3 protein-coding genes are annotated in these 5,475 nt (G+C 55.0%); all 3 read left to right on the top strand.

All coding sequences use genetic code 11. The features are described 5' to 3' along the window. Positions 1–2,628 (top strand): matrixin family metalloprotease (locus tag QN370_RS20270; protein WP_323581813.1); only part of this gene is annotated, 2,628 nt, incomplete at its 5' end. Between the two features lie 272 nt (positions 2,629–2,900). Then, on the top strand, positions 2,901–3,239 hold the full coding sequence (locus QN370_RS20265) for an adenylyl-sulfate kinase (RefSeq protein ID WP_322127159.1): 339 nt from the start codon (positions 2,901–2,903) through the stop codon (positions 3,237–3,239). Further along, entirely contained in the window at positions 3,224–5,407 is a 2,184-nt protein-coding gene (locus QN370_RS20260) for a type I secretion system permease/ATPase (protein ID WP_322127160.1), read from the top strand. The genes QN370_RS20265 and QN370_RS20260 overlap by 16 nt, the downstream gene beginning before the upstream one ends. Positions 5,408–5,475 lie beyond the last annotated feature (68 nt).

Genomic DNA, 5,475 nt, shown 5'->3' with positions numbered 1-5,475 from the left:
ATCGACTTGTCGACAACGACCCTGGATGCCAACAAGGACGGCAAGGCCGAGAAAATTACCACCGACACCTTCAATGCTGATGGCAGCAAGGTGGATGACGTCAAAGATTTTACGGCGACCGGGACCTTGAAGGACGAAACGACCACCAGTACGAATGCGACCGGTACTTCAGTCATCAAGACCGTCGACAGTAATGGCGACGGCAAGATCGACTTGTCGACAACGACCCTGGATGCCAACAAGGACGGCAAGGCCGAGAAAATTACCACCGACACCTTCAATGCCGATGGCAGCAAGGTGGATGACGTCAAAGATTTTACGGCGACCGGGACCTTGAAGGACGACACGATCACCAGCACGAACGCGACCGGTACTTCAGTCATCAAGACCGTGGACAGTAATGGTGACGGCAAGATTGATTCATCGACGACCACGCTGGATGCCAACAAGGACGGCAAGGCCGAGAAAATTACCACCGACACCTTCAATGCCGATGGCAGCAAAGTGGATGACGTCAAAAATTTCAACGCCACTGGAACGTTGGCGTCCGACACGACAGTAACACTCGGGTCTGATGGAAATAAAACCATAGATTATGATTCGGACGGCAACGGCAAGGTTGATGAATCGGTTAAATTCAACGTTCAAGGCGTTGAAACCGACATTATATTTTTTAATAATTCGACCGGATTTGAAGCGGAACATGACGAATTTGATTCTCAAACTGGTCAAAAAATAGATCAACTGATCTTTAACGCCGTCGGCCAAGTGACGGACATGATCTCGTTCGACGCAAGTGGCCACATCACGCAGGAGGACCAGTTTGACGTCACGACCAATACGGAATCAGAACGGTTGGTTTATAACGCCGCAGGTCAGGTGACGGACATGATTTCGTTCAGCCCAAGTGGCTATGCCACGCAGGAGGATCAGTTTGACGTCACGACCAATACGGAATCAGACCGGTTGATCTATAACACTGACGGTCAGGTGACGGACAAGATCTCGTTCAACACAAGTAGTGGCCATGTCACGCAGGACGACCAGTTTGATGTCACGACCAATACGGAATCAGACCGGTTAATTTATAACACTGCCGGTCAGGTGACGGACAAAATCTCGTTCGATACAAGTAGTGGCCATGTCACGCAGGCCGACCAGTTTGACATCACGACCAATACGGAATCAGACCGGTTAATTTATAACGCCGCTGGTCAGGAGACGGACAAGATTTCGTTCGACACAAGTAGCGGCCATGTCACGCAGGACGACCAGTTTGACGTCACGACCAATACGGAATCAGACCGGTTGATCTATAACACTGCCGGTCAGGTGACGGACAAAATCTCGTTCGATACAAGTAGCGGCCATGTCACGCAGGACGACCAGTTTGACGTCACGACCAATACGGAATCAGACCGGTTGATTTATAACACCGCCGGTCAGGTGACGGACAAGATCTCGTTCAACACAAGTGGCCACGAGACGCAAGATGATCAGTTCGACGTCACGACCAATACGGAATCAGACCGGTTGATTTTTAACGCTGCCGGTCAGGAGACGGAAAAGATCTCGTTCAACACAAGTGGCCAAGTCACGCTGGATGATCATTCTATCTACACCACCACTACCACCACCGCCACCGGATCGCAGGACACGACCTCGACATCGGGCATCTCGAACACGAATTTCTACTCGCCTGGTTCCGACATCCCTCCGGAGACCTCTTCTAGCGGCAATAATGGCTTTGGCGCCGGCTCAGCACCGGCTGGTGTCTCCGACATCCCATCGCAGACCTCTTTTAGCGGCTTTTTTGGCTTTGTCGCCAACTCCTCAACGGCATCTATTGTTGGTCGCGATATTGATTCGATAGCACAGGATGATCTGACACACGCAGACCAGCAGGGTGCAGCCGCGGCAAAGAAGGGCTTGGTGCAAGTCCAGTCTGCCATTGCGTCGGGAGCCAGTTCCGTCTTGACCGGTTCCAAATGGGATAAGCAAGTCCTCACTTGGAGTGTGGCAAGCCAAGGCGGTCAATTCAGCGGGAAGATGGACCAGGTCGAGGAAGCTGCAGCGCAGCAGGCGTTTGCAACATGGGGCAAGGCGTCCGGCCTGACATTCGAGGAGGTGACCGGTTCGTCGCCAGCCGACATAACGGTTGGTTTGGGAGAGTTTGACACGACCAATACCGACATCATCGGGTACACCAGTTTCAACAGCAAAGCCGGTGTGATGCAGGCAGGAGCGGTCGTGCGCATTGAAGACAGTTCCCAATATGCGTTGGTTGCTGGCGCGAACGGACAGTTGACGTATGCCGGCACACAAACCGCGTTCGAGCAGGCCTTGTTGCATGAAATTGGTCATGCTCTTGGCCTGGCCGACAATGTCGCTGCCGATTCCATCGAATGCTACTCCTTGGGAAGCAGCAATCAGACCTTGAGCCAGAACGATGTTGCGGCAATCCAGTCGCTTTATCAGGGTTCTTCAACGCCAGTCGTCCAAAGCAACGCCATGAATCAACTGATTCAATCCATGGCATCGTTTGCGCCGCTGTCGGCGACGCAAACCAGCATGCTGGCAGCCAACCAACCGAACTTGAGTCCGCCGCTGCTGGCGGCCGCCCATTGAGGTGACTGGACTGCCTTGAGCATCCTCCCTCACCGAAACGCGTCGCACCCTATGCGCCGGGTGGATGGGGTGCCTGTTGCCTTGAGAGTCTGACGAAAGAGGCGGGTGGGTACTCCTGCTTCTTTTTCAGGAGCAACTTCGTAGCGCGTGGTGGCGTAACCACCCACCAAGCTTCTAACGCAGGAGAAGATGGATGCTTTCCAAAATTCATCTGATTTTGGGAAAACACCGAACTCAATACCCGTGGTGTGACGATTCTCCGAGGAGGTTCGATGAAACAACGACAAGCGATAGGATCACGCCCCTGCTGCTATCTGATTACTCGACTGCCTGGAGCCGTCAAATCCACGCTATCGCGCCATTTCGTCCAGACGCACGTGCATGTCAGCACGTGCCTTGCGGCTTGCATCGATCACACCCCCAAAGGACTGTATAAAAAAGCCAAAGCCGGACAGCTGTCTCACTTGAACGGATGGGATGATCCTTATGAGTGCGGCAGCAATGCTGAGTTGGTGGTAACGACCACCAACACCCTCCTGAATGCTTCCATCGATACACTGATCGAACACGTCACGGCGTTGCAGAAAGAGGCCCTATGGATACCGGCCTGAACTCGCTGCTCTTGATTGCGGGACTGCACGGCATCGCCGCCGATGAAGCAGCGCTTCAGCATGAGTTCGGTAACGAAGCCTTTTCGGTGCAAACCTTGTTGCTGGCGGCTAAATCCATCGGCATGATCGCCCAACTTGTTGTGCAACCGTTAGACCGTCTGGATCGCGCACCGTTGCCTGCCATTGCGATAGACAAAGCCGGACATTTTTTTATCCTGGCGAAGGTAGAGCAGGGCGGTGCTGGCGTGACGGGACCGGATGCGAGCGCCATCTCCCGGTTATTAATCCAGCGGCCAGGGGAGCCTCCTGCCATTCTCGATATGCAGGAATTTCTGGCACGCTGGTCCGGTCAGTTGATCTTTCTGACTTCCAAAGCCAGTTACGCCGGTGATACGGCCAGATTTGATTTCACCTGGTTCATTCCTGCGGTCGTCAAATACCGCAAGCTGCTCGGCGAAGTGCTGATGATCTCGCTGGTGTTGCAGCTCATTGGCCTGGCCACGCCGATGTTCTTTCAGGTGGTCATGGACAAGGTGCTGGTTAATCACGCGATGAAGACCCTCAACGTGATTGCGGTGGGACTGGTGCTCGCGATCGTGTTCGAGGCGACGCTGACCGGAATTCGCACCTATGTCTTTGCCAGCACCAGCAGCAAGATTGACGTCGAGCTAGGAGCGCGGCTGTTGCGCCATTTGTTGAGCCTGCCGGTTGCCTATTTTCAGGCGAGGAGGGTGGGGGACTCGGTCGCGCGCATCCGCGAGCTGGAGAATATCCGCAGCTTCCTGACCGGTAACGCCATCACGCTGGTGATGGATCTGCTGTTCTCGTTCATCTTCTTGGGCGTGATGCTGTGGTACAGCGCGTGGCTAACCTTGATCGTGGTGGTGTCGATTCCGATTTACATGGCGATCTCGATGATTTTCACACCCATCATCCGGGACCGCCTGAACGAAAAATTCAATCGCGGCGCGGAAAACCAATCCTTTCTGGTCGAAACCATCAGCGGCATCGACACGGTCAAGGCCATGGCCGTCGAACCACGCTGGGCCACGAAATGGGAACAGCAACTGGCGGCCTATGTTGCTGCCGGCTTGTCAGTCAGCAATGTCGGCATGCTGGCCAGCAGCGGCGTGTCGCTGGTGAGCAAACTGGTGACCGCCTCCATCATGTGGATTGGCGCTGGTCTCGTAGTCGAAGGCAAGATGTCGGTGGGTGAGCTGGTGGCATTCAACATGCTGGCGAGCCAGGTGTCGTCGCCCATTCTGCGCCTGGCACAACTGTGGAACGACTTTCAACAAGTTGGCATTTCGATGAGTCGTCTTGGTGACATTTTAAATGCGCGTGCTGAAGTGGCCGGCCAAAAGACACGGATTGCACGGGTCGCCGGTGCCATTGAATTCGATCAGGTGTCGTTCCGGTACCGGCCGGACGCGCCCGATGTCATCCGCGCCATCAACCTCAAGATCACACCGGGCGAGATCATTGGCATTGTCGGGCGTTCCGGCTCCGGCAAGTCGACTCTGACCAAGTTGGTGCAACGCCTGTATGTGCCAGACCGCGGTCGGGTGCTGGTCGACGGGCAGGACATCGCCATCATCGACACGGCGTCGCTGCGTCACCAGATCGGCGTTGTTCTGCAAGAGAACACGCTGTTTACCCGCAGCATCCGCGACAACATTGCGCTCTCGAACCCGGCCTTGGCGATTGAAGCCATCATCGACGCGGCGAAACTGGCCGGCGCACACGAGTTTATCTGTGAATTACCCGAAGGCTACGACACCAAGGTGGGCGAGCACGGCACCGGTTTGTCGGGAGGACAACGTCAGCGCATCGCGATCGCGCGCGCCTTGATCAGCAATCCGCGGGTGCTGATTTTTGACGAAGCAACCAGCGCGCTCGACTACGAATCGGAAAAAATCATTCAGGACAACATGCGCCAGATTTGCGTCGGCAGAACGGTCCTCATCATTGCACACCGCCTGTCGGCAGTGCGGGACGCCGACCGCATCATCGTCATGGAACGTGGCCAGATCGCCGAACAGGGTAATCACGCGACCCTGCTGCGCGAGACGGGCGGCATCTACCACCATCTGTACCAGCTTCAGCAGGGTGCACAGAGCGATATTGCACAAGTCATGCAACAAGCTGGGGCATCCCAGCTAGCCTGAATGTTTCATGAACCGGCATTTCGGCATGCGTTCCCATCATCATCGCTGCAGCAATGAGGTTGAAGAAA

This window comes from Actimicrobium sp. CCI2.3 (assembly GCF_035019065.1).
GTDB lineage: Bacteria > Pseudomonadota > Gammaproteobacteria > Burkholderiales > Burkholderiaceae_D > Actimicrobium.
Note: the sequence above shows the minus strand (reverse complement) of the source record. Positions and strands in the feature narration are given on the sequence as shown.